Annotated in this window: 25 protein-coding genes and 2 riboswitches; of the genes, 16 read left to right on the forward strand and 9 right to left on the reverse strand. The window is 35.7% G+C overall.

What is annotated here, in order from left to right:
• The first annotated feature begins 48 nt into the window (after positions 1-48).
• The 6 genes from phoU to glcK all read left to right on the forward strand — a co-directional run bounded on the left by phoU (position 49) and on the right by glcK (position 5,617).
• Positions 49-705 carry a phosphate signaling complex protein PhoU gene (gene phoU / locus BG05_RS10545; protein WP_002015145.1) on the forward strand — a complete coding sequence of 219 codons (657 nt, stop codon included), beginning with the start codon at positions 49-51 and terminating at the stop codon, positions 703-705.
• 345 nt (positions 706-1,050) lie between these two features.
• Entirely contained in the window at positions 1,051-3,405 is a 2,355-nt protein-coding gene (locus BG05_RS10550; RefSeq protein ID WP_002165066.1) for a sugar phosphate nucleotidyltransferase, read from the forward strand.
• Between the two features lie 70 nt (positions 3,406-3,475).
• Positions 3,476-3,625: a 50S ribosomal protein L33 gene (gene rpmG, locus BG05_RS10555; RefSeq protein ID WP_001265616.1), complete on the forward strand. Its 150-nt coding sequence runs from the start codon at positions 3,476-3,478 to the stop codon at positions 3,623-3,625.
• A 105-nt stretch (positions 3,626-3,730) separates the two neighbouring features.
• On the forward strand, positions 3,731-4,309 hold the full coding sequence (locus tag BG05_RS10560; protein WP_002015142.1) for a 5-formyltetrahydrofolate cyclo-ligase: 579 nt from the start codon (positions 3,731-3,733) through the stop codon (positions 4,307-4,309).
• A gap of 104 nt (positions 4,310-4,413) precedes the next feature.
• Entirely contained in the window at positions 4,414-4,614 is a 201-nt protein-coding gene (locus tag BG05_RS10565) for a YqgQ family protein (protein ID WP_002015140.1), read from the forward strand.
• 19 nt (positions 4,615-4,633) lie between these two features.
• Complete coding sequence (glcK, locus tag BG05_RS10570; protein WP_002015139.1) at positions 4,634-5,617, forward strand: glucokinase; 984 nt, start codon at positions 4,634-4,636, stop codon at positions 5,615-5,617.
• Between the two features lie 80 nt (positions 5,618-5,697).
• On the opposite strand, the gene BG05_RS29445 is transcribed toward glcK, so the two are convergent.
• Positions 5,698-5,871 (reverse strand): DUF2759 domain-containing protein, encoded by a 174-nt coding sequence (locus BG05_RS29445; protein ID WP_002015138.1) that lies wholly within the window; start codon positions 5,869-5,871, stop codon positions 5,698-5,700.
• Between the two features lie 170 nt (positions 5,872-6,041).
• Here BG05_RS29445 and BG05_RS10580 point away from each other — a divergent pair, with 170 nt between their 5' ends.
• Positions 6,042-6,671 (forward strand): MBL fold metallo-hydrolase, encoded by a 630-nt coding sequence (locus BG05_RS10580; RefSeq protein ID WP_003191340.1) that lies wholly within the window; start codon positions 6,042-6,044, stop codon positions 6,669-6,671.
• A gap of 9 nt (positions 6,672-6,680) precedes the next feature.
• On the forward strand, positions 6,681-7,793 hold the full coding sequence (locus tag BG05_RS10585) for a class I SAM-dependent methyltransferase (RefSeq protein WP_002129109.1): 1,113 nt from the start codon (positions 6,681-6,683) through the stop codon (positions 7,791-7,793).
• A gap of 146 nt (positions 7,794-7,939) precedes the next feature.
• On the opposite strand, the gene BG05_RS10590 is transcribed toward BG05_RS10585, so the two are convergent.
• From BG05_RS10590 to metI, 4 genes are all read right to left on the reverse strand, one after another.
• Entirely contained in the window at positions 7,940-8,230 is a 291-nt protein-coding gene (locus tag BG05_RS10590) for an ArsR/SmtB family transcription factor (RefSeq protein WP_000894375.1), read from the reverse strand.
• A 437-nt stretch (positions 8,231-8,667) separates the two neighbouring features.
• Positions 8,668-9,174 (reverse strand): cysteine hydrolase family protein, encoded by a 507-nt coding sequence (locus BG05_RS10595; RefSeq protein WP_003191346.1) that lies wholly within the window; start codon positions 9,172-9,174, stop codon positions 8,668-8,670.
• 172 nt (positions 9,175-9,346) lie between these two features.
• Positions 9,347-10,510 (reverse strand): cystathionine beta-lyase, encoded by a 1,164-nt coding sequence (gene metC / locus BG05_RS10600; protein ID WP_033731273.1) that lies wholly within the window; start codon positions 10,508-10,510, stop codon positions 9,347-9,349.
• Positions 10,507-11,619, reverse strand: coding sequence for a cystathionine gamma-synthase/O-acetylhomoserine thiolyase (metI, locus tag BG05_RS10605; RefSeq protein ID WP_002067146.1), 1,113 nt, complete (start codon positions 11,617-11,619; stop codon positions 10,507-10,509). Before metI ends, metC begins: the two co-directional genes overlap by 4 nt.
• An 89-nt stretch (positions 11,620-11,708) precedes the next feature.
• A riboswitch (SAM riboswitch) is annotated at positions 11,709-11,822 on the reverse strand.
• 202 nt (positions 11,823-12,024) lie between these two features.
• Positions 12,025-12,134, forward strand: a riboswitch (SAM riboswitch).
• A 70-nt stretch (positions 12,135-12,204) separates the two neighbouring features.
• Here metI and BG05_RS10610 point away from each other — a divergent pair.
• The 6 genes from BG05_RS10610 to BG05_RS10635 all read left to right on the forward strand — a co-directional run bounded on the left by BG05_RS10610 (position 12,205) and on the right by BG05_RS10635 (position 20,069).
• Complete coding sequence (locus BG05_RS10610; protein WP_002190677.1) at positions 12,205-14,037, forward strand: bifunctional homocysteine S-methyltransferase/methylenetetrahydrofolate reductase; 1,833 nt, start codon at positions 12,205-12,207, stop codon at positions 14,035-14,037.
• Positions 14,037-17,435: a methionine synthase gene (gene metH, locus BG05_RS10615; protein ID WP_003191351.1), complete on the forward strand. Its 3,399-nt coding sequence runs from the start codon at positions 14,037-14,039 to the stop codon at positions 17,433-17,435. Before BG05_RS10610 ends, metH begins: the two co-directional genes overlap by 1 nt.
• 18 nt (positions 17,436-17,453) lie before the next feature.
• Complete coding sequence (locus BG05_RS10620; RefSeq protein WP_002067149.1) at positions 17,454-18,512, forward strand: undecaprenyldiphospho-muramoylpentapeptide beta-N-acetylglucosaminyltransferase; 1,059 nt, start codon at positions 17,454-17,456, stop codon at positions 18,510-18,512.
• 242 nt (positions 18,513-18,754) lie between these two features.
• The gene (locus BG05_RS10625; protein WP_085960924.1) at positions 18,755-18,997 is read left to right on the forward strand and encodes a DUF3966 domain-containing protein; all 243 of its coding nucleotides are present in this window, start codon (positions 18,755-18,757) and stop codon (positions 18,995-18,997) included.
• Positions 18,998-19,094: 97 nt separating this feature from the next.
• Positions 19,095-19,472, forward strand: a complete 378-nt coding sequence (locus BG05_RS10630) for a nucleoside 2-deoxyribosyltransferase (protein ID WP_002034029.1) — start codon at positions 19,095-19,097, stop codon at positions 19,470-19,472.
• Between the two features lie 108 nt (positions 19,473-19,580).
• A complete protein-coding gene (locus tag BG05_RS10635; protein ID WP_002015119.1) occupies positions 19,581-20,069 on the forward strand; it encodes a hypothetical protein in 489 nt (162 codons plus the stop codon).
• A 36-nt stretch (positions 20,070-20,105) separates the two neighbouring features.
• On the opposite strand, the gene BG05_RS10640 is transcribed toward BG05_RS10635, so the two are convergent.
• Positions 20,106-20,417, reverse strand: a complete 312-nt coding sequence (locus BG05_RS10640; protein ID WP_002129099.1) for a hypothetical protein — start codon at positions 20,415-20,417, stop codon at positions 20,106-20,108.
• A gap of 252 nt (positions 20,418-20,669) precedes the next feature.
• Here BG05_RS10640 and BG05_RS10645 point away from each other — a divergent pair, with 252 nt between their 5' ends.
• Positions 20,670-20,885, forward strand: coding sequence for a DUF3912 family protein (locus tag BG05_RS10645; protein ID WP_002067106.1), 216 nt, complete (start codon positions 20,670-20,672; stop codon positions 20,883-20,885).
• An 87-nt stretch (positions 20,886-20,972) separates the two neighbouring features.
• On the forward strand, positions 20,973-21,365 hold the full coding sequence (locus BG05_RS10650) for a hypothetical protein (protein WP_002190672.1): 393 nt from the start codon (positions 20,973-20,975) through the stop codon (positions 21,363-21,365).
• Between the two features lie 80 nt (positions 21,366-21,445).
• On the opposite strand, the gene BG05_RS10655 is transcribed toward BG05_RS10650, so the two are convergent.
• The 3 genes from BG05_RS10655 to BG05_RS10665 all read right to left on the reverse strand — a co-directional run bounded on the left by BG05_RS10655 (position 21,446) and on the right by BG05_RS10665 (position 24,167).
• Positions 21,446-22,840 (reverse strand): L-cystine transporter, encoded by a 1,395-nt coding sequence (locus tag BG05_RS10655; RefSeq protein WP_002138338.1) that lies wholly within the window; start codon positions 22,838-22,840, stop codon positions 21,446-21,448.
• 107 nt (positions 22,841-22,947) lie between these two features.
• Positions 22,948-23,190, reverse strand: a complete 243-nt coding sequence (locus BG05_RS10660) for a DUF2626 domain-containing protein (protein ID WP_002015110.1) — start codon at positions 23,188-23,190, stop codon at positions 22,948-22,950.
• A gap of 281 nt (positions 23,191-23,471) precedes the next feature.
• A complete protein-coding gene (locus BG05_RS10665) occupies positions 23,472-24,167 on the reverse strand; it encodes a helix-turn-helix transcriptional regulator (RefSeq protein ID WP_002014995.1) in 696 nt (231 codons plus the stop codon).
• Positions 24,168-24,214 lie beyond the last annotated feature (47 nt).

Here is a 24,214-nt window from a genome sequence, read left to right on the forward strand (position 1 = left end):
GTAGGGGATTTATATAAAAGGGCACATAATATTGAGGGGGAAGAAATGATGGTAAGAGAACAGTTTCAATGTGATTTAAAAACGTTACAGCAAAAGGTGATCGAGCTTGGTGAGTTAGCAAGTGGAGCTTTATTGATTGCTATGGAAGGTCTTCACAACAGGGATGTAGAGAAAGCGTTAGAAGTCATTGATGGGGATTATCGCATGGATAATTTAGAAGAGGAAATAAATGACCTTGCGCTTATGCTTATTACAAAGCAGCAGCCTGTAGCAAGTGATTTAAGAAGAATTTTCATTTCAATTAAAACAGCGACAGATTTAGAACGTATTGCAGACCATGCTGTTAATATTGCGAAATCAACAATTCGTCTTGGTGAAAAAGAAGTGGTTGTTAGTTTGCATAATCTTGAGGAAATGTTTGAGATTGCTCATAAGATGTTAAATTTAGCATTAGAAGCATATGAGCAAGAAAATTTAACTTTTGCTAAACAAATTGCTGAAATGGATGATTCAGTTGATGAAATTTATGGGAAGGCGATTCGTGAATTTATTTCATCTATCCCTGGACAACCAGAAGCGATTACACAAATTACACAACTATCCTTTGTTGCAAGATATATTGAGCGTGTAGCAGACCATGTTACAAATATTGCCGAGAATGTATTTTATGTAGTAAAAGGAAAGCATTATTTATTGAATGAGTAGGGGGAAAAGTAGGTGATGAGAAATCACCTGCTTTTTTTAGTCAAAACATGACAAAAAAAGCTCGTTGTTTCCTTTAGTCTATGATGATAAGATGTATCATAATTAATGGGAAAATAAGTACATATATGTTAGTTACGTCTTATTAATTATTTTACCAAGTTAATAGTAAGCGCTTTCTTTTTGGCGGGAGTTAAAAGGTACATTTATTTATAAAGTGAGGCTTTAATTAGTGGGGCTGTCTCTCGCTGATTGTTAGATCATATCAAACCGGACTTTTACTGCAGTTAATGTGGGGTAAATGATATACGGAGTTCTTGAACATTATATAAGTGGAGGCTGAAGTATATGAAGGGGGTTATTTTAGCTGGAGGAAAAGGGAGACGCCTTAGACCATTAACATGTAATACTCCAAAACCGATGTTACCATTGTTAGAAAAACCAGTTCTTGAATATAATATTGAATTATTACGTCAGCATGGTATTCGTGAAATTGCAATTACAGTTCAATATATGAGTACTGCCATTAAGCAATACTTTGGTGATGGTAGTAAGTGGGGAGTTAACTTGTATTATTTTGAAGATTCTCCTCCGCTTGGAACAGCAGGGAGTATTAAGCAAGCGGAAAGTTTTTTAGATGAAACATTTGTTGTTATTAGTGGGGATGCACTAACTGACTTTCAATTATCAGAAGGAATTGCATTTCATGAACAGAAGAAGAGAATGGTAACAATGTTTGTGAAAGAAGTAGAAAACCCACTTTCATTTGGGTTAGTTGTAATGAATAAAGAACAAGAAATTATACGATATATAGAAAAGCCGAGCTGGAATGAGGTAGTTTCTAATATTGTGAATACAGGTATTTATATAATGGAGCCAGAAATCTTTTCTTACATACCATCCATGGAATTTTCGGATTTCAGTCATGATGTGTTTCCATTATTGGCAAATAAAAATGCTTTATTTGCATATTTATCAGAAGACTATTGGCTAGATATTGGTACATTTGATCAATATCGGCAAGCTCAATTCGATTTGTTGACGAAAAAATTGAAGGTGCCTATTCCATATACAGAAGTATTACCAATGGTGTGGATGGGAGAAGGTGTAACGATAGGAAAAGGGACGAAAATTCATGGTCCTTCTTTTATTGGGGAAGGAGCAATGATTGGTGCAGGGGCTGTAATTGAACCGTACTCTATTATCGGGAAAAATAGTATCGTTTCAAGTTATTCTCATCTTCAAAAAAGCATCATTTTTGCAAACTCTCATATAGGGAAAAATTGTGAGTTGTTAGAAACAACAATAGGAGATCATACAATGGTCGAAGATGATGTTACACTTTTTCAAAAAAGTATTGTAGCGGATCATTGTCATATAGGGAAAAGTACAGTAATTAAGCAAAAAGGAAAAATATGGCCATATAAGGAGATAGATAGTCATTCGATAGTAGGTTCTGCCGGTGTTAAAGAGAGTGAAAAGAGTGCAGGATGGTTACAAAAAAGCCGGATTGTAGGAAGGGGTAATGTTGAAATTACTCCTCAATTTATTGTGAAAGTTGCAATGGCTTATGGATCTCTTTTTGCTAAAGGAGAGAGTATATTGATTGGAAGTCAGGAAAATATAGAAACAACTTCCTTTAAAAATTTATTCCTCCATGCCATTCATGGCAGCGGGATTCATACGATGGAATGTAAAGAAATGAATGAATCGCTTTTTCAGTATGCCATTCATAATTTGCAATGTGCAGGTGGAGTTTTCGTTCAAGTGGAAAGCGAAAGAGGAATTGTTATACAACTGTATGGCAAGGAGGGCTCGTTTTTAACGTATAAGCAGCAAAAAGCGATAGAACAAGTATATATGTCTGAGTCGTTTTATTACGCTTCTGAGAAAGAAATGGGGCGAAATAAGCTAGTTCATGTTTCTGTAAATAATTATGTAGAAGCTGTGTTAGAGCGTATTGATATTAAAACGATACAAAAACAGAAGTTTCATCTTCTTATTAATAAGAGAAATGATATGTTACAACATTTACTTATGATCTTTCTACAAAGGCTTGGATGCACAGTTACATGGATTTACGCGAGTGAACAAAAAGATCATGTGAAAGCTCTGATGAAATCGAGTAAAGCAAATATGGCGCTTATGTTTTCTGAACACGGAAATCGCTTCGAATTATATGACACTCACAGTAATATTTACCAAGGAACTGATTTTGAAGAAGTAGATATTCCAGATTTATTACTCGAATCAGCAGATAATGTTTACCCAATGTCTTTGAAATTAGGGGAATGTTATCTCCTCTTTTATATGCATAACGAAAAAAACTCTTTTCAATTAAGATGGAAACGAGATATTTTATATCGAATTGGAAAATTATTCGAATTAATAGCGTTGCAAGGAAAAACATTACTTAGCATAGCAGAGCAATCACCGCCACTGTATCTACTTTATGATGAAGTTGTATGTTCATGGAAGGAAAAAGGGAAAGTAATGAGGAAATTATTGGCCGATATGGAAAGAAAAGAAGAAGGTATATTTGAAGGGATACAGTTCAAATATACCGAAAAAGAGTGGTCTTATATCGTTTCTGATACAAAACAACCAAAAATTTTGGTGTATTCACATGCTAGAAACCCAGTAATAGCAAGGGAAAACATGAAAAATCTTATAGAAAAAATTAGACAATATCAAAAGGTGTAGAATTTTTATTTCAAAAGTGGTATTATAGTATAGTCTGATTTAAGTTATTAGTGACTGGAGGGAAATAAGAATGCGTGTGAATATTACTCTAGCATGTACAGAATGCGGAGATCGTAACTATATCTCAAAGAAAAATAAACGTAACAACGCTGAGCGTATCGAGCTTAAAAAGTATTGCAAGCGTGACAAGAAGTCTACGTTACACCGTGAAACAAAGTAAGCAGTAGGAATATTTTCCTACTGTTTCTTTTTTTTATGCGATTCCTACGTAAAAGTGATACACTATCTTCGTAGAGTAAAGTGTCACTGCAAGGGGGAAAAGTGTGTGAAAGAAGAGAAAATACGTTTACGCAAACAAATAATAGAACACATGAATTCTTTATCTGAAGAACAGTATACAACTTTATCGGAACAAATTGCAGTTTCGGTGTATGGACAAAAAGAGTGGGTTGAAGCTAAAACAATTGGAATCACTCTCTCGATGGAGCATGAAGTGAATACATATCCGATTATCGAAAAAGCTTGGGAAGAAGGAAAGAAAATTGTTGTTCCGAAGTGTAATAAAGGGACAAGAACGATGTCTTTTCGACAAATTAGTAATTTAAATCAATTAGAAACAGTATATATGAATTTACGTGAACCGATTCCAGCACTTACGGAAGAAGTGAATGCGTGTGAAATTGATCTTCTTATCGTGCCAGGAGTAGCTTATACACGCCGAGGAGAACGGATTGGATATGGCGGTGGCTACTATGATCGTTATCTCGTGCACTATAAAGGGAAAACGCTATCATTAGCTTATGATTTTCAAATTGTAAAACATATTCCGGTAGAGCCATTTGATAAAAATGTAGAAAAAATTATTACAGAAAAAGGAACAATGGTTATAAATGGGCTTGTATAGACAAATAAAAATTGACGAGACTTTTTCTTCTTGATTATAATAAAATATGTGAACGTTTTCTTATTATAATTTTTTTATAGTAAGTGAGCATAAAGGGTGATGAAATGATATCCATTTATGATATTCAGCAATTGCTAAAGAAATTTGGCACGATTATTTATACGGGTGATCGAATCGCTGATTTACAATTAATGCAAGATGAATTGCGTGAATTAAATCAATCACAGCTAATCGATCCACAAGACTATCAAACAGCTTTATTTTTGTTGAAGCAAGAAATTCAAAAAGAGATAAATAAGAAATAGATAAAGGTAGGTACGTAACATGGAAGAGAAATGGTTAGTTGGTGTTGACCTTGGTGGTACAACGATTAAATTAGCATTTATTAATGTGTACGGTGAAATTTTACATAAGTGGGAAATCCCTACGAATACAAATGAACAAGGAAAACATATTACACTTGATGTAGCGAAAGCTATTGATAAAAAGTTAGAAGAATTAGGTGAATTAAAAAGTAAGCTAATTGGTATTGGTATGGGAGCTCCTGGTCCTGTACATGTGGCATCTGGAATGATTTATGAAGCGGTTAATTTAGGATGGAAAAACTATCCGTTAAAAGATTTACTAGAAGTAGAAACGGGATTACCTGTTGTTATTGATAATGATGCAAACTTAGCGGCGCTTGGTGAAATGTGGAAAGGTGCCGGTGAAGGAGCAAAAGATTTAATTTGTATGACACTTGGCACTGGTGTTGGTGGTGGTGTTATCGCCAATGGTGAGATTGTACATGGTATAAGCGGTGCTGCTGGTGAGATTGGACATATTACAGTTGTTACAGAGAACGCTTTTCCATGTAATTGCGGGAAGTCGGGTTGTTTAGAAACGGTAGCCTCTGCAACAGGTATTGTGCGTGTTGCTATGCAACAAATACAAGAGACAGCTAAAGAAAGTGTTTTACGTTCTATGTTAGCAGAAGAAGGGCTTATTACATCAAAAGATGTGTTTGAAGCGCTTGGACAAGGTGACGAACTAGCAGGTGAAGTAGTGGAAAAAGTAGCTTCTTATTTAGGATTAGCTGTAGCGAACCTTGCTAGTACGTTGAACCCAGAGAAAATCGTAATTGGTGGTGGCGTATCTAAAGCTGGAGACGCACTATTAGAGCCAATTCAACGTTACTTCGAGCAATATGCTTTCTCTCGTGCTGTAAAGAGCACAAAGTTAGCAATTGCAATACTTGGTAATGATGCAGGTGTAATTGGAGGAGCGTGGCTTGTAAAAAAGCACAAATACGAGGCGAAGATGATATAAGTTGTGAATAATGAAAAGAGGAAGGGGCCCCCTTCCTCTTTTTATGCAAGATCTTGTTGGAGAATAAAAATGTAAATGGATTAAGCTGTTGGTGGGTACCCATTATATAGAACAGTCATGATTGTAAACCATCCGAAAACAAGTACGGTTGCAATAGCGAAGCCGCCCGCGAATAAGTTTTTTTCGCGAAGTGTTCTAAGCGTAGCAAATACAGCTAACAGAGTGACTAGCGTAAAAATAATAACAAGGCCCATACAATATCCTCCTCTGTCTACTCATTCCTTAGAATGAGTTTTTAGAATATTTACTCTTTTATATTGTACATGTTTTAAAAATGATTGTCGAGATAACACGCCTTCTTTTCCTAAGAGAAAGAAATGTTGTATCATTAAAAGTAAATTAAATAACTGGAGGAGATTTTCATATGAAATGGATACAAATGCCTTTAGGCCCATTACAAACAAATGCTTATATTTTAACGAATGATCAAAATGAGTGTATTATTTTTGATCCTGGTCATGAAGGAGAGAAACTTGTTACATATTTACAGGAAGCGCAGTTAAAGCCACTTGCGGTTTTATTAACACATGCTCACTTTGATCATATTGGTGCTGTTGATGCCGTGAGAGACGCTTTTCATATTCCGGTATACGTACACAAAGAAGAAGCGGATTGGTTAGGAGATGCAACTGTGAATGGCTCGCAAATTTTTATGATGAACCGCAGTATTACAGCGAAACCAGCAGATCATATTATCGATGCAGAGGGTACATTAACGATTGGTTCTTTTAGTTTTGAAATTTTTGAGACACCAGGACATTCTCCAGGAAGTATTTCTTATTACAGTAAAGCAGCGAATGCTGTATTTTCTGGTGATGTATTATTCCAAATGAGCATCGGAAGAACAGATTTGCCTGGCGGAAGCTTTGCTGAATTAATTGGAAGTATTGAAGAGAAGCTATTTGTATTACCAGATGAAACAGCAGTGCTATGTGGACACGGTCCAGAAACAAGTATTCGATTTGAAAAAGAAAATAATCCATTTTTACAATAAGGAGTCATTATGGGGATGGAGCTCATTTTAAGAGAATGGATGGAAAAAGAAAAGGATCATTCGATTTCATATAGTACGTATATGAACCTCGCATTATATGCAGAGGGACATGGGTATTATATGAGAGAACGTGAAAAAATTGGCAGACGGGGAGATTTTTTTACGAGTAGCAATGTATCCTCTGTATTTGCGAAGACTTTTGCTAAGTTTTTTATTCGGCTTGTTGAAAAGGGAGAAGTTTCTCCAAATATTTGTGAGATTGGTGGGGGAACAGGAAAGTTTGCCTATGATGTTTTACAAGAATGGAAACAATTATCTCCGGAAACCTTTATCAATTTAAACTATTCAATTATTGAAGTGAGCCCTTTTCATAGAAGATTGCAGCAGGAGAGGCTTTGCTCAGTTGATAATGTATCCTATTATACATCTTATATTGAAATGGGAGAGTCTTTCGAAGGAATTATTTTTTCGAATGAATTATTTGATTCGTTTCCTGTTGAAATAGTTGAGAAAAGAAATGGAATTTTGTATGAAGTACGTATCACGTATACAGATGAGGGGAACCTTACAGAAATATTTAGACCGATTGAGAAAAGAATCGGTCGTTACTTATTGAAATATAACATTCATATTGCGGAGGGACAGCGCTTTGAAGTGCCTATTGCAATGGAAGAGTATATAGAAGAGATTACGAAATGGTTTCAGAAAGGTATATGTATTACAGTTGATTATGGATATACAAAAGAAGAATGGATGCATCCTGCACATCAAGAAGGAAGTTTACGAGGATACTATCAGCATGAGCTAATACGGAATCCTCTAGAGCATCCAGGTGAAATGGATCTTACGACTCATATTCATTGGGATGAGCTGAAGGAGATTTTTAGCCTCCAAGGAATGGGTGCAGTATGGCATAAGAAGCAATCTGAATTTTTGTTAGCGGCAGGAATATTAGAACAGCTTACGAGTCATCAAGATACGAATCCATTTTCTGAAACTCAAAAACGAAATCGAGCAGTTCGTTCTATGATTTTGAACGGAGGCTTAGGAAGTGCTTTTGATGTTGTTATACATACGAAAGATATGAAGAATTTACATTTGAATCAATATTTAACAATATGAAAAAAAACAAGACACAGTATAATTCTGTGTCTTGTTTTTTAATACGACTTATGTAGTATTATATATTTCCTCTCATGATATATATTTATATTAAAGATATGAGATGAAAAATATAGAATACGTTCTTTTTCTCCGTCTATTAGTCCCTAACCTAATAATACGCGAACGAGTTGAATAATTGTTTCATTTTCTACTTTGTAGTAAATTTCTAATCCTTTTCTTTCACTAGAAACGATTTTAGCACTTTTTAACTTTGCTAAATGCTGTGAAATTGTAGATTGTGGCATGTTTAAGCCTGTGTACATTGTAGAAACATTGCTTGGGCCACGTTCAATTAATCCTTTTACAATACATAAGCGAACAGGATGAGCAAGCACTTTCAATAATTCTGCATTGCTTTCATATAGTTCTATTTCTTTTTGAAAGGTTTCTAACATGTTCTTTTCCACCTCCGTGTGAGCTGTTATACCATACTATACATACCAAAAATTTAAAGAAAAGAAAATAGTTGTTGCAGAAAAAGAGTCCTAAAGTAAAGAAATTGTAAGAAAAGAGACCCTGATGTAAATAAAATAGATAAATTAGCACAGTTTTGTAAAATGACATTTTTGGGTGAAAATTTTGATGCGTTTCAAAAATTGAAAGATATAGATATATTCGTAACACAATTTTATCATGATTTTCTTATTCTTTCAAATGAATATACAAAATTTTTAAAATAATATGACAAAGGAATTGTAATGTTATATATAGAATATAAAACAGGTTAAAAGAAGTTGATTATAATCAGCTTCTTTATAATGGTGATAATGAAATATTTGAGTGTAGCTGATAAATCTTAGAATGATCAAACCATTAGTCATTTATTCTAGAGTTAATCTTGTATCAATTTTAAAAATCTGTGATTCCATATATTCTCATAAAAATTAATTGTCTCTTTTGCGGACATAAATGGATTATTTAATGTAGAGGTTGTTTTCTGTACCATGAAGTTTTTGTATCCTAGTCCATGGGCAAATTTAATCGTAGCATCCATACAGTACTCTGTTTGGGCACCACAAAATTCAATATGATGTACAGATAATTGGTCTAAAATCTCTTTTAAGTTCGTTTTATAAAATGAATTTGCATGTGTTTTTCTTACAAAAAAATCTTGTTCTTGAACATCTAGATTGGTATGAATAGCCCAAAGTTCGTTTTCGGGTACCAAATCATCATCACAATGTTGAACAAAAATGATTGGTTTATTTGATTTTCTGTATGAAGAAATTCTTTTATTTACTTTTGTAAGTAAATTTTGTAAATCGAATAAATGCTCTTTGCTATAGCATACCCCATTTTGTAAATCGATAACGATTAAAATATCTGCACAAGTATCCATTATTTTTACCCCTTTTTTTATTTCTTAATATATCAATTAATCCATTACTTGGAAATAGATAATGCATTTTTATTTTTTTATGGACTATAACAGAAAGAGAAGCATTAAAATGAATATGCTAGACAGCATAAAAAGAAGATATAAAAACTTAATTTCATATCTTCTTTTCTCTCTATGCATTAATAGGTTCTTCGACATAAGAAAGGGCATTTTCGAAATCGGATATTAAATCGTTAACATTTTCGAGACCAACCGATAAACGGAGTAATGAATTGGAAATACCTCTTTCATCACGGGCTTCCTGTGATAAAGCTGCATGTGACATTTTTGCTGGATATGAAAGAATAGATTCAACAGCTCCTAGACTAACCGCAAAAACGGGTAGTTTAACTTTTGATAAAAATTGTCGCAGTGCATCTTCGGATTGTAAGGTGAAAGATAAAACAGCCCCAGCTGATGTTGCTTGGGTTTGTTGAATACTATAGCCAAGATGTGATTGTAATCCAGGGTAATAGACATTTTGAACTTTAGAGTGTTCTTGTAAAAAATGTGCGATTTTGTTGGCACCTGCAGCTGAATGTTCGAGACGTACATGTAATGTTTTCAGACCGCGAAGCACGAGAGAACAATCTTGAGGTCCTAAAATAGCACCAAAAGCATTTTGTAGAAAGCCGAGCTTTTGAGCGAGCTCTTCATCTTTTACGACAGCTAATCCGGCGGTGACATCACTATGACCAGCAATAAACTTTGTAGCACTATGAAGAACGACATCGGCTCCAAGATCAAGCGGCTTCTGGAATAGTGGTGTCAAAAATGTATTATCAACAAAAGTAAGAGCGCCAATAGATTTTGCAAGTTTAGAAACGGCATGAATATCTGTTACTTTTAAAAGTGGATTAGAAGGTGTTTCTACATAAAAGAGTTTTGTATTTGATTTAATATTTTGCTTTATTTCTTCTAAATTGGTCATATCAACAAATGTATGTGAAACACCGTAACGGGAGAGTACTTCAGTAATAATTCGGTAAGTGCCTCCATATACGTCTTCTGAAATGAGTACGTGATCGCCTTGTGAAAGAAGGAGAAATGCAGTGGAAATGGCTGCAATGCCTGATGCAAAGGCAAATCCCTTTGTTCCCCCCTCTAATAATGCGATGATGTCTTCAAGAGCTTCACGAGTTGGATTTCCAGATCGGCTATAGTCGTATTTCCCGAAAGTATCTACATCAAACTGGTGAAATGTTGATGTGTTATAAATGGGAACGTTAACAGCTCCTGTGTGTGAGTCATGCTTGTATTGATTATGCAGTAAAAGCGTATCTATGGAATAGCTCATATTCTTACACCCTCTTTTACAAGTTTAATTGCTTGCTTTAAGTCTTGAATTAAGTCGTTGCTATTTTCGATGCCGACTGAAAAACGGAGAAGACGATTACAAACACCACGTGCTGTTCGAACATCTTCTGGAATGTCGGCATGAGTTTGCGTTGCTGGATAAGTCATTAAACTTTCGACACCGCCAAGACTTTCAGCAAATGTAATTAAGGATAAAGATTGTAAGAAAGGATTAATCCAAGTTTCATCTTGAAGGCGAAATGAAATCATACCACCTCTTCCTGGATAAAATACATCTGTCACACCATCTTCATCATTTAAATAAGCAACAATTGCATGAGCGTTTTCTTCATGCTGTTTCATGCGAAGTGCTAAAGTCTTCATGCCTCGAATTAATAGCCATGAATCAAACGGGCTTAAGACAGCACCAGAGGCATTATGATAATGAGCAAGCTCCTCGCAAAGAGATTTCCCTTTCGCAACGACAAGTCCGCTTAGTACATCGTTATGACCGCCTAAATATTTAGTTGCGCTATGAAGGACGATGTTTGCACCTTCTGTTAATGGTTGCTGTATATAAGGTGTATAGAACGTGTTATCTACAATAAGAAGTAGTCCGTGCCTTTTCGCTACACTTGCTACACTTACGATATCAGTTACTTGCATTAATGGATTAGTCGGTGTTTCTATGAAAATAGCCTTCGTTTGAGATGTGATTGCTTGCTCAATTTGTTTAATAGATTGTGTATCTACGTATCTACATCGAATATTCCACTTGTCTTCATGTTCGGAAAATAGACGATATGTTCCCCCGTATAAGTCTTCAGATACGATAAGCTCATCTCCGGAACGGAATAGTGAAAGGACAAGGAGAACAGCCGCCATTCCTGAACTACAGGCATACCCTTGCTCACCGCTTTCTAAGTCTGCAATTGCCTGTTCTAAAAGACCGCGAGTCGGATTTCCAGTTCTTGAATAGTCAAAGCCAGTAGATTTACCAATTCCTTCGTGACGATAAGCAGTTGAGAAATAAACAGGTGGATTAACAGTTCCTGTTGTAGTTTCGCTACGGTTCCCGATTTGTGCTAGTTTTGTTTCGATTGTTGACATGTGAAAATTCCCCCTTTTTAAAGTGAACGACTAAGTGAAAATAAAAAAAGCCTTCTAAGAAGAAGGCTTTCGGATTGAATAGAGTCTTCTTCTCATCTGTCAAATCTTTCACAATTTGCTGGAATTAGCACCTTATTAACGAATGAATGTTAATGGTTGCTGAGGCGTCAAAGGGCCAGTCCCTCTACCTCTCTAGATAAGAATGTTCGTATGAAATTTTATTATGGTTTTAACTTTACAACAAAAGATAATTGAATTGCAACTTTATTTTAAATAATTTTTATTTTTCCGCAAGTGTCATTGACTTTTATTTTAGTGCGTGCTAAATTTATAAAAAATTAACAAACATTGTTAAAAGGGGAACGTATTTCCTTTTAGCTACATAAATAAAATAATAAAGACAAACTCTTATTGAGAGCGGTGGAGGGAAAGGCCCTGTGAAACCCGGCAACCTTCAAACTAAATGTTTGAAACGGTGCTAAAACCTGCAAAACGTGTGTTTTGCATAATAAGAGGAGGAACAATTATGTCCCCCTCTTCAAAGTGAAGAGGGGGTTTTTATATTGATAGAAATGAGGGAGATTCGTGAAATTACTAGATTTATTATCAAAAGGAATTGTAATAGGTGATGGTGCGGTTGGAACGTTATTACATTCGCATGGTTTACAAAGTAGTTTTGAAGAATTGAATTTGTCTGATCCGGACTTAATTATATCGATCCATAAACAATATGTAGCTGCTGGAGCGGATGTTATTCAAACGAATACGTATGGTGCGAATGAAGCGAAACTCCGCATGTATGGTCTAGAGAATCAAGTTGTCCAAATTAATAAAGCGGCAGTGAATATTGCGAAAGCATCAGTAACAGATCGGAATGCAATTTTAGGGACAATTGGAGGTATGAAACATATTGGTGCTGTTACAACGACTGATATAGAGCGAGAATTTATGTTACTTGAGCAGGCAGGTGCTTTACTAGAAGAACAGGTTGATGGATTACTATTAGAAACTTTTTATGATGAATTTGAATTATTGCATGCCGTTAAAGTATTGCGTAAACAAACGAATATTCCGATTGTTGCTCAGTTAGCGTTACATGAGGCAGGTACGACTCAAAATGGGAATGATGTCAATGAAATATTAAAACAGCTTTTAGATTACGGTGCCAATGTTGTTGGGTTGAACTGTCAACTAGGCCCGCTTCACATGACGGAAGCTTTCAAAATGATATCGATTCCTCAAAATGGCTATTTATCAGCATATCCGAATGCAGGTCTCCCGAATTATGTGGAAGGGCGTTACGTATATGAGGGAAGTCCAGCGTATTTTGAAGAAATGACGCCGAAATTTATTGAACAAGGTATTCGTTTATTAGGTGGTTGTTGTGGTACTACCCCGGAACATATTGAAGGAATGAAACGTGCTATTGCAAATGTTGCACCTGTAATAGCAAAGGAGACGATTCAAAGGCCTAAAGTGGTCCATACACATGAGAAGCGTTCGAGAGCTCATGTTACTCTAGCAGAAAAGGCAAAGAAACAAACGACAGTTGTAGTGGAATTAGATCCACCGAAAACGTTAGACACGCAGCGTTTTTTTGAAGGGGCAAGAGCACTGAAAAGGGCTGGAGCGGATGCTATTACTCTAGCAGATAATTCATTAGCATCTCCTCGTGTTTCGAATATGGCTATGGGTGCATTATTAACGAAGCATGATATTCCAGTATTGACGCATTTAACGTGTAGAGACCATAACGTCATTGGACTACAGTCTCACTTACTTGGATTATCAGCATTAGGTATGGAGGAAGTGCTAGCTTTAACTGGTGATCCAGCGCGCGTTGGTGATTTCCCAGGTGCAACTTCTGTATATGATTTGTCATCGATAGAGCTCATTAAAATGATTAAAGAGATGAACGACGGTCGCTCTATTTTAGGGAAATCAATTGGTCCGGCAACAAGATTTTCTGTCGGAGGTGCATTCAATCCTCATGTAAGGCATTTAAAAGCAGCGGTCAAGCGAATGGAACGAAAAATTGATGCTGGTGCTGAATATTTCTTAACGCAGCCGATATATGATGTTGCTTTAATAGAAGAAGTATATGAAGCGACAAAGCATTTGGAACAACCTATCTTTATTGGAATTATGCCGTTAGTAAGTAAGCGGAATGCAGATTTTCTTCATTTTGAAGTGCCGGGTATTACTCTCCCTGAAGAGATAAGACAAAGAATGGATGGACATGAAACGAAAGAGGCAGCCATAGAAGAAGGGATTCGTATTTCACAAGAGTTGATCGATGCGGCGATGAAATACTTTAACGGTATTTATCTTATTACACCGTTTTTAAAATATGAAATTACAGAACATCTCGTGAAATATGTGAGAGAAAAGCAAGAAGTGAAAGAAGGTATTAATTGATGAAACGAATAGAAGAGAGATTACAACATGAAATTTTAATATTAGATGGTGCAATGGGAACGATGATCCAGCAAGAAGACTTAACAGCGGAAGATTTTGGAGGAGAAGAATACGAAGGTTGTAATGAATATTTAGTAAAAACAAGACCGGATGTTATTTTAAATATTCATAAAGTCTACATTGAAGCTGGAGCAGATATTATTGAAACGAATACGTTTGGTGCAACAAATATTGTATTAAGTGATTATGCATTGTCTCATTTAGATGAAGAGTTAAACGAAAGGGCAGCGCTTGTGGCGAAGCAAGCGGTTAAAGAAAGTGGGAAAGAAGTGTATGTTGCGGGAGCGATGGGACCAACGACGAAAGCGATTAGTGTTACAGGTGGTGTGACTTTTGAAGAGTTAATTGAAGCCTATACAAGGCAAGCGAGAGGACTATTAAGAGGAGAAGTTGATGTATTACTCGTTGAAACGAGTCAAGATATGCGTAATGTGAAAGCTGCGTACATTGGAATTCAATCGGCGTTTGAAGAACTAAACAAAATAGTACCTATTATGATTTCTGGAACAATTGAACCGATGGGAACGACTTTAGCGGGTCAAACGATCGAAGCCTTTTATTTATCGGTAGAGCATATGAAGCCATTATCGGTTGGATTAAACTGTGCTACTGGTCCAGAATTTATGAGGGAACATATACGTTCCCTATCTGATTTATCGGAGTGTTATATTTCGTGTTATCCAAACGCTGGTCTTCCTGATGAAGATGGGCATTATCACGAATCTCCAGCGTCACTTGCTGAAAAAGTAAAACGTTTTGCTGAAGAAGGATGGATTAATATTATTGGTGGTTGTTGTGGCACAACACCAGAACATATACGTGTAATGAAATCGGCGCTTGCCTCGATTAATCCTCGTGAGCATCATGAAAGGGTTGGACATGGAATTAGTGGACTAGAAGCGTTGCAATACGATGATTCTATGAGGCCTTTATTTGTTGGAGAAAGGACGAATGTAATTGGATCGCGTAAGTTTAAAAGATTAGTAGCAGAAGGGAAATTTGAAGAGGCTGCTGAAGTGGCAAGAGCGCAAGTGAAGAAAAATGCTCATATTATTGATATTTGTATGGCAGACCCTGATCGTGATGAAATAGAAGATATGGAAAGATTCTTGGCAGAAGTTACGAAAGTGTTAAAAGTACCGATTATGATTGATTCAACAGATGAAAATGTTATGGCGAAAGCTCTTACTTATATTCAAGGAAAAGGTGTTATCAATTCTATTAATTTAGAGGATGGAGAAGAACGTTTTGAAAAAGTGACACCCCTTCTTCGGAAATACGGTGCTGCGATAGTTGTAGGGACAATTGATGAAGATGGTATGGCAGTTAGTGCAGAAAGAAAGATAGAGATTGCTAAAAGAAGCTATGAATTACTAACGAAAAAGTATGGTATACGCCCATCTGATATTATTTTTGATGCGCTTGTGTTTCCTGTAGGAACAGGTGATGAAGAATATATAGGTTCAGCGGCAGCGACTATAGAAGGAATTCGTCTTATTAAAGAAGCGTTACCAGAATGTTTAACGATTCTAGGTGTGAGTAATATATCTTTTGGTTTACCACCAGCTGGACGTGAAGTATTAAACTCTGTCTTTCTATATCATGCAACGAAAGCAGGATTAGATTATGCGATTGTTAATACGGAAAAATTAGAACGCTATGCGTTAATTCCAGAGGAAGAAAAACGTCTTGCGGATGCATTATTATTTGAAACGACGAAAGAGACGTTAGAAAAATTTACAAACTTTTATCGTGTTGCCAAAAAGAAAGATGTCGTTATACAAGAAACGCTAACACTTGATGAACGACTGGCAAATTATATTGTAGAAGGTACGAAGCAAGGACTACAAGAAGATCTAAGTCTCGCGCTTACAGAAGGACGAAAACCTCTGGATATTATTAACGGGCCGCTTATGACAGGAATGGATGAGGTGGGGCGATTATTTAATGGTAATGAGCTTATCGTTGCTGAAGTATTGCAAAGTGCTGAAAGTATGAAAGCTGCCGTAAGTTATTTAGAGCCACATATGGAATCTAGTGAGAGTGCAAAAAAAGGGAAAGTATTATTAGCGACTGTTAAAGGAGACGTACATGATATTGGGAAAAACCTTGTTGAAATTATTTTATCAAATAACGGATATGAAATTATTAATTTAGGAATTAATGTTCGTTCGGATCGAATTGTTCAAGAAGTACAAGAAAAGAAACCTGATATTATTGGCCTTTCTGGTTTGTTAGTAAAATCAGCGCAACAAATGGTAACGACTGCTGAAGATTTAAAAGCAGCGAATATTGATATTCCAATTGTTGTAGGTGGTGCAGCACTAACGAGGAAATTTACAGATAATCGTATTTCTCCATCTTATAAAGGGCTCGTATGTTATGCAAGTGATGCAATGACAGGTCTTGATATTATTAACAAATTACAAAAAGAAGAAGAACGTGAAAAGATGAAGCGAGATAAAAAGGAACGCCATCTTCATATTGTGAAACAAGAGGAGAAAAAAATAGAAATTCCCGCAGTTATTGAGCCGTTGCCAAAAGCAACTGTTATGATACCAGATTCGACGAAACGAGTTGTATTACGGGATGTTCCTGCCCTTCATCTTGCACCGTTTTTAAATAGACAAATGTTAATTGGACACCATCTTGGGTTAAAAGGAAACGTAAAAAAACTCTTGCAAGAAGGGGATAAAAGAGCACATGAGCTAAATGATTTAATTGATGAATTATTACAAGAAGGACAATCTTGGTTACGCCCAAAAGCGGTGTATCAATTTTTCCCGGCGCAAAGTGATGGACAAAATATAATTATATACGATCCGGAAGATCACACACGTATTATAGAGCGATTTGAATTTCCGAGACAAGGGAAAGCACCATACCGTACTTTAGGAGATTATATACGCCCGATTGGAGATGAGATGGATTATGTCGCTTTCTTATCTGTTACCGTTGGAGAAGGGGTTCGAGATATTGCAGAGGAATGGAAGGCGAAGGGAGATTATTTACGCAGTCATGCGATTCAGTCGTTAGCACTTGAATTAGCAGAAGGACTTGCTGAAAAAACACATATGCTCATTCGTGATCGTTGGGGAATTCCAGATTCGCCTGAACTGACGATGGAAGAGAGATTCCGTACAAAATATAGAGGAATACGCGTATCATTTGGTTATCCAGCATGCCCAGAACTTGCTGATCAAGAAAAATTATTTCGCTTAATTCATCCAGAAGAAATAGGTATTTCATTAACAGAAGGATTTATGATGGAGCCAGAAGCGTCTGTAACCGCTATGGTATTTTCTCACCCTGAGGCAAGGTATTTTAGTGTACTATAGTGTAGAAGGGGGAGACGTATGAAAAAAATAGTCTTTACAGGTGGCGGTTCGGCCGGGCATGTAACACCTAATTTAGCAATTATTCCACATTTACAAAAGCAGAACTGGGATATCTCTTATATTGGTTCTCATCAAGGGATTGAGAAAACGATTATAGAAAAAGAAGGAATCCCATACCATAGTATTGCAAGCGGGAAGCTACGTCGTTATTTTGATTTGAAAAATATAAAAGATCCTTTTCTCGTGATGAAGGGTGTTATGGATGCGTACGTAACAATTCGTAAACTAAAACCGGATGTTATTTTTTCAAAAGGTGGTTTCGTATCCGTACCAGTCGTAATAGGAGGGTGGCTAAATAGGGTGCCAGTTTTATTACATGAATCTGATATGACACCTGGACTAGCAAATAAAATTGCGCTCCGTTTTGCCTCGAAAATATTTGTTACATTTGAAGAAGCAGCGAAACATTTACCGAAAGAAAAAGTAATATATACAGGATCGCCTGTACGTGAAGACGTACTAAGAGGAAATCTTGAAAAAGGTTTAAAGTTTCTAGGGTTTTCCCGGAAGAAATCAGTTATTACTGTTATGGGAGGAAGTTTAGGCGCAAAGAAAATTAATGAAACGGTTCGATCGGCACTTCCAGATCTTCTGAAAAATTATCAAATTGTGCATCTTTGCGGAAAAGGAAATCTTGATGAATCCTTACAAAATAAAGAAGGATATAGACAATTTGAATATGTACATGAAGAGTTGCCGGATATATTAGCAGCAACAGATTTTGTTATTTCACGTGCGGGATCCAACGCGATTTTTGAATTTTTAACAATGCAAAAGCCGATGGTTTTAATTCCGTTATCGAAATTTGCAAGCCGTGGAGATCAAATTTTAAATGCTGAATCCTTTAAAAGACAAGGGTATGCATCGGTATTATATGAAGAGGATGTAACGGTGAACTCACTTATAAAGCATATAGAAGAGCTATCTCATAATAATGAGACGTATAAAACAGCATTAAAAAAATATAATGGAAAAGAAGCGATTAAAACTATCATTCAACATATTTCAGAGGCATGATTAAACAATCATGTCTTTTTTAGTAGGATGAAAGATTCCAAGAATTGATATTTTTATGTTACAATAAAGTGAAACTTTAATCAGTGGGGGGTTCATCCCCACTGATTATTAGTTGAACCAATCGGGCTTTTACGGGCAGTTAATCCCACACCTAACTTCTTTGTTTTCGTTGAATTTTGAGGTGGGGGTCTTACTGCCCGTTAATGCGGGGTAACAAATGGTTAATAGGGAAATTCCAATTGATTAAGCGTGAAAATACGAATGGATTAGGAGTGACTGTGTTGGAGCTAAGTCTCTATGAAAATACTGCACTTATTATATGCTTTGTGTTGTACGTTGGTAGTGTTATTGTTTATATTTCACGGAAATTTTCACAAGAACGAGAGCTTGAAAAATCAGAAATAACAGCTGAACTAGAAATGTTAGCTGATGAAAGTTATAAAAAACAAAAAATAAAAGAAGATCATGAGGCACCCCATCATTGAAACGCAAATAAGTTCTAAGGATGGGGATTTTTTTTGAAAAAATCCCATTAACGCTAAAAAAGGAGTTTCCCCATACATATTTAAGGAGTGAATATAAATGAAATTTTATATTGCTTCAGGATTTCAAAATAAACATCTTGTTCGTTTCGTATCAAGCCAGTTGAAAGAAGTGGGATGGCAGCATACATATGATTGGACGAAAAATGAAAGAGCAACCAATAGAGAACAATTGCAAAAGATTGGTGAAGAAGAACAAGAAGCGATACGAGAAGCTGATGTTTTCTTACTCATACTAGAGGGTGGGAATGGAAGTCATACAGAATTAGGGATGGCAATTGCTTTAGAAAAGAAAATTTATATATATCACAAGGGCAATGAGTTGCAAACGACATTCTACCATTTACGAGAAGTTGATATTTTCGAAGGAGAAATTGAGGGGCTTGTCTCATATATATTAAATAAAGTGGAATGTTAGACGTGGGAATGCAGCGAGAAATATTTCTTGCAAAAAAAGAGTGAAGGTTACCATTAGGCTATTTTGGGCACAGTTATTATAAGTAAAGCATATAAAGGAGTTATAAATATGAAATTAGAAAATGGATGGGAAACAAGTTTTTTAGAGGTTGTACAAAACAGTGAATTTAAGAAAGATGCAATTCTTAGTCAATTGCTTTTTGCGGATAGTGAAGAAGTAGAAGAGCTTGTTGATGATTACGGTTATGAAGAGATTATTGAACGCGAACATGATGATGAGTTAGCAGGAATTTTAGGAGAAGAACTTTTCAGTGAGCTGGAGCGAAACGTATTCTTATCTCCACAGCCAGAAGAAAAACTTATTTCATTCGTAAATGGATTAGGTTTTCATGTGTTAGATTGGATTGTGCTTCTTGAAACAGAATTTGGCATTGATAGCGCAAACTTCACATCGGATGCAGTGAAAATGTTAGAAAAGCGCTTTAGACAGTTTCCCTATATAGAAGAGAAGACAATTTTTGATATGACGTTTGAAGAAGCGATGGATGTATTAGAATCTGTTACAGGATTACAGCTGAAGGGGAAAATGAACGTATAATGAAAAAGAACGTGATAGCTTCACGTTCTTTTTTTTTTACATAATAATAATTTTATCATCTAGCTTTGTTTGTCCAGTAAGAAGTGCATTTAAATACTCTACTTTTCGTATGCAAGCTTGTATATGTCTTTCAACCTCTTGTAACTCTGCTTGGTGATGCGTTTCAATTGGATGAATTTGTACGTTAAATTTTTCGAATTGACTACTATATGTTATTTCTGCATAGCCGCTCATAATATCGGTTTCGTTATGAAATAAAAATTGCTTTGTTTCTTCACAGAATGATACATCCTGAAAGCCATATACTTTTAATGCTTCAATTACTTTGTTAATCATGTTTGTATTCATTTTTTAACCCTCTTTACGAAGTTCTACTTTTATATTATAACATAAAAAATTACGTAGAAAGCGCTTCCAAGTGTATTTTATTATAAACTTTACGTTCCAATCATAAAAATGAAACAAAGAAAAAATAATTGTAAAGAAGGAAGGACTCTTTTATTGTTTCGTCATATATATAGAGAAATAGTGCAATGAAAGGAAATTTTCCGAGGTGGAGATTGTATTTCCAATTTGAGCGCAGTAAAAGAGGTGAGAATCTTGAACTTTGATATTGTAGGACAAAAAGCATATATAAAAGATGGGCCGCATCGGAACCGAATTGGAACTGTAAAGAAAAATGAAAAACAATTAGAATCCCATTTTGCTATTGTAATTGGAGAACAAAGTATTGATGTAGAGCTAAAGGATATCGTGTTAGTTGGAGTAGATGTAGGACAATTTCATAAATGGTGCGAGCAAAATGGTTATTTGTGAAAGGGACGGGCTGTGAGATAATGAAATATATTTGAGAAAAGAGAATATGTTATTATATTCTCTTTTTCTATGTGTGGGGATACGGAAATGAAGTATAAAGAACAAGAGTTTACATTGGAGTTGAAAGAGAACATTAAAGGTATGGAAAAGGAAATCGAGCGAATATCACTTGGATTTTTTAAAGCGTATTCGCATTTATACATAGGGAAAAATATGAAATTAGATATGGGATTTGAAAGAGAAAAAGAGAATCCCTTTGAAATAGGATATTATTCATCAGTTTCTATAGCGATATTAGATGAAGAAGGAGAGATGATTGAATTTTACATTATTCCAATTTGGAGATGCGAAAATACTTTTTTAGGGATGCCAACTCAGTCGAGAGTTTGGGGGAGTAAGAAAGTAGGGGAACTTGTTGATGAATCTTGTTATGAGATTGAGGAAGAGTTAAAAGAGCAACTAGAAGAATACTTGGAGTGATAACTTTCAAGAGAAGATGTATAGAGATGGAACATAATAAAAAAGACGCTAACAGTATAAATTGTTAGCGTCCTTTTTTATTATGAAGCAATCTCACCAGTTTTTACATCATCTTGATTGTACGTATCCTGATCTAATTCACCAAGCCATTTACTAGAAATAAGACCAGCTGTCATAGAACCACTTACGTTAAGAGCTGTACGACCCATATCGATTAATGGTTCAACTGAGATAACAAGAGCGACAATGCCGATTGGTAAGTTCATTGTAGATAGTACGATTAACGCTGCGAATGTTGCACCGCCACCAACACCGGCAACACCGAATGAGCTAATAGCAACGACAGCGATTAAAGTTAAAATGAATTGTGGTTGTAATGGATCAATTCCTACAGTTGGAGCGACCATCATAGCAAGCATTGCTGGATAAATACCTGCGCAACCGTTTTGACCGATAGATACCCCAAAGGATGCAGCGAAGTTAGCGATTCCTTCAGAAATACCAAGCTTTTCTTTTTGAGCTTCAATATTTAATGGCATTGCACCAGCACTAGAGCGAGATGTAAATGCAAATGTTAATACAGGGAACACTTTTTTCAAATATTGAATTGGATTTAAACCAGATAATGCGATTAATAATAAGTGAATGATAAACATTACGATAAGAGCTACGTAAGATGCTAACACGAAGTTACCAAGTTTTAAAATAGCGTTAATATCGCTACCAGCAACTGTCTTTGCCATAAGAGCTAATACGCCGTATGGAGTAAGACGTAAAATTAATGTTACCATACGCATTACGATTGCATATACAGCATCAAGCATTTTCTTAAATAGCTCTGCTTGTTCTGGATATTTTCGTTTTACACCTATAAAGGCAATCCCGATAAAGGCTGCAAATATTACAACAGAAATTGTTGATGTTGGACGAGCACCTGTTAAATCAAGAAAAGGATTCGTAGGCAACAGTTCTAACAATTTGTCTGGAATTGTTGTCTTTTCAATAGAAGTAAATCTTTCTTCTACTAATTTCAGACGAGCAGATTCTGCATCACCTTGTTGTAATCCTGTTGCTGATACATCAAATCCTGCGCTTGCAGCTATACCGACAGCTGCGGCAATTCCTGTAGTAAGAATTAAAATTCCGATAATAAGACCACTGATTTTACCAAGGTTTTTCGTTAATTGTAATTTTGTAAATGCTGAAATAATAGATACTAAAATAAGTGGCATAACGATCATTTGAAGTAATTTCACATAACCGTTACCAATTAAACTAAACCAGGTATTTGATTCGATAATTACTTTAGAAGTAGGTTCATAAATAAATTGTAATATAAGACCAAAGATAATTCCGACTCCTAAAGCAGTAAATACACGTTTATTAAAAGATACATGCTTACGTTGCATATAATACAATACGCCAACTAAAATGAGCATGACTGTGATGTTAATCCCGACAAGCAGTGTATTCATGTTGATTCCCCCTAATTCCAATGTGTTATATAGAATATAAGGTAATAAAACCTATAAGTCAACTAGGGAATTGCGGAATTAAAAAAAAGATGGCAATTTGCCATCTCTTAATGCCCAGCTCCAGGGACAAGTAAAAATGTTGTGTACCATGTAAATCCGATGAAGAAAACGGTTAAATATGCCCCGAATACGTATATATACATACGCTCTGTTAATTTTAAATAACTTAAAAGTACGAAGAATCCTGTTTGTCCTAAAAATAGTAGTGCGGTCGAATGCATATCCCCTACGTAAAACATAACCGAGAAAATTCCAGTCCAAAAGCCGAGAACGCGAAACATGCGCTCCATGCCATCTCCCTCCTTTTCTAAAAAAAGTAAAACCTCTTTTCATTATAGTTTATTTTTCTAACTATTGTAAATATTCATTCATATAAAAAAGAAGCCAATTATAATATTGACTTCTTCTTAGTTGAAAAACTAAATTTGAACTTTATCCCGCTATTTGTGGGCAGTAAAACTCCCACCTCAAAATTCGGCAAAATGCGAGGAAGTTAGGTGGGAGATAACTGCCCGTAAAAGCCCGATTGGTGCGGGCTAATAATCAGTGGGGGAAGAACACCCCCCACTGATTAAAGTTTCACTTTATAGTTACAAGATTTGCATCCATCTAGTAGACTATCGTTTCGTGTTAATTCCACGTTCGGGAATAGGATTTCAAAAATCCCCTTCATCATATCTCCGTGCATATTACAAATTTCAGTCGGATGATGCGCAGCAACTTCTTTAAATGGACAATTGTGTACATCATAGAAAATTTTTGTGCCATCTGTACTTAATTCAAAAGCAGGAGATAAGCCAGCTGTTGAGAATGCTTCTTTTGCGATTAGCATTTTTTGTTCTATCGTCAATGCTTCTGCACTTACATTTAAGCGATGCATATGTTGTTGCATTAATTCTTTGCCGAATTGTTTCCCTGTTTCATATAGCGCTTTTTCACCAGCACTACCTAAGCTTAGCAGTGAATTAAATGCTATCTGCGCTAATAATTGATAATCGCGAAATGGGAATTGTAACTGGATGACATCTTGAGACAAGACATATAGCCTGCTTGGTCTGCCGCCTTTCCCAGTTTTTTTTGTTTCTGATTTGAGCATATTAACATCTTCTAATTTAGATAAATGTAAACGCGCTACGTTTGGATGAATGTTAAACTCATCTGCAATTTCTTGTACAGTTACGTAATTATGTTTTTGCGAAATATATTTATAAATATAATAACGAGTAGGGTCAGATAATACACCTGTAATTTTTAAAGCTTGTTCCATGAGGATCTCCACCTTTATCACTTTATCCAAGATATTAACATTATAAT

It is taken from the genome of Bacillus mycoides, assembly GCF_000832605.1.
Lineage (GTDB): Bacteria > Bacillota > Bacilli > Bacillales > Bacillaceae_G > Bacillus_A > Bacillus_A mycoides.

Excerpts from the sequence above, each read along its gene's own strand:
- BG05_RS10590 (WP_000894375.1), bottom strand. The coding sequence starts at position 8,230 with ATGTTAGAAACCTTTCAAAAAGAAATAGAACTATATGAAAGCAATGCA.
- glcK (WP_002015139.1), top strand. The coding sequence starts at position 4,634 with ATGGAAGAGAAATGGTTAGTTGGTGTTGACCTTGGTGGTACAACGATT.
- BG05_RS10620 (WP_002067149.1), top strand. The coding sequence starts at position 17,454 with ATGAAAAAAATAGTCTTTACAGGTGGCGGTTCGGCCGGGCATGTAACA.
- BG05_RS10565 (WP_002015140.1), top strand. The coding sequence starts at position 4,414 with ATGATATCCATTTATGATATTCAGCAATTGCTAAAGAAATTTGGCACG.
- metH (WP_003191351.1), top strand. The coding sequence starts at position 14,037 with ATGAAACGAATAGAAGAGAGATTACAACATGAAATTTTAATATTAGAT.
- metI (WP_002067146.1), bottom strand. The coding sequence starts at position 11,619 with ATGTCAACAATCGAAACAAAACTAGCACAAATCGGGAACCGTAGCGAA.
- BG05_RS29445 (WP_002015138.1), bottom strand. The coding sequence starts at position 5,871 with ATGGGCCTTGTTATTATTTTTACGCTAGTCACTCTGTTAGCTGTATTT.
- BG05_RS10580 (WP_003191340.1), top strand. The coding sequence starts at position 6,042 with ATGAAATGGATACAAATGCCTTTAGGCCCATTACAAACAAATGCTTAT.
- BG05_RS10640 (WP_002129099.1), bottom strand. The coding sequence starts at position 20,417 with ATGAATACAAACATGATTAACAAAGTAATTGAAGCATTAAAAGTATAT.
- BG05_RS10655 (WP_002138338.1), bottom strand. The coding sequence starts at position 22,840 with ATGAATACACTGCTTGTCGGGATTAACATCACAGTCATGCTCATTTTA.
- BG05_RS10665 (WP_002014995.1), bottom strand. The coding sequence starts at position 24,167 with ATGGAACAAGCTTTAAAAATTACAGGTGTATTATCTGACCCTACTCGT.
- BG05_RS10630 (WP_002034029.1), top strand. The coding sequence starts at position 19,095 with ATGAAATTTTATATTGCTTCAGGATTTCAAAATAAACATCTTGTTCGT.
- rpmG (WP_001265616.1), top strand. The coding sequence starts at position 3,476 with ATGCGTGTGAATATTACTCTAGCATGTACAGAATGCGGAGATCGTAAC.
- BG05_RS10635 (WP_002015119.1), top strand. The coding sequence starts at position 19,581 with ATGAAATTAGAAAATGGATGGGAAACAAGTTTTTTAGAGGTTGTACAA.
- BG05_RS10660 (WP_002015110.1), bottom strand. The coding sequence starts at position 23,190 with ATGGAGCGCATGTTTCGCGTTCTCGGCTTTTGGACTGGAATTTTCTCG.
- BG05_RS10595 (WP_003191346.1), bottom strand. The coding sequence starts at position 9,174 with ATGGATACTTGTGCAGATATTTTAATCGTTATCGATTTACAAAATGGG.
- BG05_RS10550 (WP_002165066.1), top strand. The coding sequence starts at position 1,051 with ATGAAGGGGGTTATTTTAGCTGGAGGAAAAGGGAGACGCCTTAGACCA.
- metC (WP_033731273.1), bottom strand. The coding sequence starts at position 10,510 with ATGAGCTATTCCATAGATACGCTTTTACTGCATAATCAATACAAGCAT.
- BG05_RS10650 (WP_002190672.1), top strand. The coding sequence starts at position 20,973 with ATGAAGTATAAAGAACAAGAGTTTACATTGGAGTTGAAAGAGAACATT.
- BG05_RS10585 (WP_002129109.1), top strand. The coding sequence starts at position 6,681 with ATGGGGATGGAGCTCATTTTAAGAGAATGGATGGAAAAAGAAAAGGAT.
- phoU (WP_002015145.1), top strand. The coding sequence starts at position 49 with ATGGTAAGAGAACAGTTTCAATGTGATTTAAAAACGTTACAGCAAAAG.